The following is a 1096-nucleotide window of genomic DNA, read 5'->3' on the forward strand; positions in this document are numbered from 1 at the left end:
ACTCCTTGCTCCCGGCGGTTTCTACGTCGGCGGTCTCGACCAGCTCGAGGTTCCGGAACAGTACGCCGTCACGCCGGTGGCCTGGATCAAGGAAACCGGAATGTGTGAGTACCTCGTGAACCCGCGCGGAGGGGACCTCGCGTTCGGCTACCTGCCCCGGTCCGGCCATCTGCGGTCGCTGGTCACGATGCTGAATTCGCTGGAAGACACCGGTGGCAGGGCCGGGGCCCTCGTGGCCTCCGACGCCCGCCGAACCACCGCCTTCGTCCTCACCGTCGCTGACTGAACCCGGCGGTGCGCGAAATATCGAACAGCTGGACGAGAGGAAAGATCAATTGTGAGTAACGAGGCCTACATCTACGAGGCGATCCGCACGCCTCGGGGAAAGAACAAGGGCGGAGCGCTCCACGGGACGAAACCCGTCGACCTGGTGGTCGGCCTGATCAGAGAATTGACCGCCCGCCACCCCGGGCTCGATCCCGCCGCTATCGATGACGTCGTCCTCGGCGTCGTCTCGCCGGTGGGAGACCAGGGTGGCGACATCGCCCGTGCCGCCACTATCGGTGCGGGCCTGCCGGACACCGTCGCCGGGGTGCAATTGAACCGGTTCTGCTCCTCCGGGCTCGAGTCGGTCAACCAGGCTGCGGCGCGGGTGCGTTCGGGCTGGGAATCGCTGATCATCGCCGGCGGTGTCGAGTCGATGTCGCGGGTGCCGATGGGATCCGACGGCGGCCCGATCTACAACGATCCGGCCCTGACCTACGACGCCTCGACCGTGCCTCAGGGGATCGGCGCCGACCTGATCGCGACCATGGAGGGCTTCTCGCGCGAAGACGTCGACGGTTTCGCCGTGCGGTCGCAGGACCGCGCCGAGGCCGCGTGGTCCGGCGGATTCTTCGCGAAATCCGTTGTGCCGGTGCGTGACATCAACGGCGTGACGATCCTCGACCACGACGAGCATCGCCGTCCAGGGAGCACTGTCGAGTCCCTCGGCAAGCTCCGGCCCGCGTTCGAGGGCATCGGCGAACGAAATGGGTTCGACGCCGTGGCGCTGCAGAAATACCACTGGGTCGACAAGATCGACCATGTGCACACC

The 1096-nt window shown here is 66.5% G+C and carries 2 pseudogenes; both read left to right on the plus strand.

Annotated features, from left to right (window positions below):
• Positions 1 to 286, plus strand: a pseudogene (locus ACFWF3_RS36845) (hypothetical protein); the annotation flags it as partial.
• A 51-nt stretch (positions 287 to 337) separates the two neighbouring features.
• Positions 338 to 1096, plus strand: a pseudogene (locus ACFWF3_RS36850) (acetyl-CoA C-acyltransferase); the annotation flags it as partial.

Source organism: Nocardia sp. NPDC060220, from assembly GCF_042727815.1.
GTDB lineage: Bacteria > Actinomycetota > Actinomycetes > Mycobacteriales > Mycobacteriaceae > Nocardia.